Here is a 343-nt window from a genome sequence, read left to right on the forward strand (position 1 = left end):
CGGTTTCACGCTGGGTACCAAAGGGTTTCATCCGTCCACGTTGACCTATTGGCGGCGCAGGTTGGCGGCCAGCGACCGCCCGCACCTGATTTTTGAGAAGGTTCGTGAGGTGATCGTCGAGACCGGGGTGCTGGCCGGTAAACATCGTCGGGCCCTGGACTCGACGGTCCTTGATGATGCGGTGGCCCGCCAGGACACCGTCACCCAACTGATCGCAGCGATCCGGCGGGTGGCCCGCGATGTCGACGGCGCCGACGCTGTCGTCGCCGCACGGGCCACCCGACTCGAGGCGCTGACCGGCGCCGGCTACACCCAGACCGGGAAACCGCGGATCGACTGGGAC

The 343-nt window shown here is 67.1% G+C and carries 1 pseudogene; it reads left to right on the forward strand.

The window, feature by feature from the left end:
- A pseudogene (locus QSJ19_RS26665) lies at positions 1-343 on the forward strand (IS5/IS1182 family transposase); the annotation flags it as partial.

It is taken from the genome of Gordonia sp. ABSL11-1, assembly GCF_030315685.1.
GTDB lineage: Bacteria > Actinomycetota > Actinomycetes > Mycobacteriales > Mycobacteriaceae > Gordonia.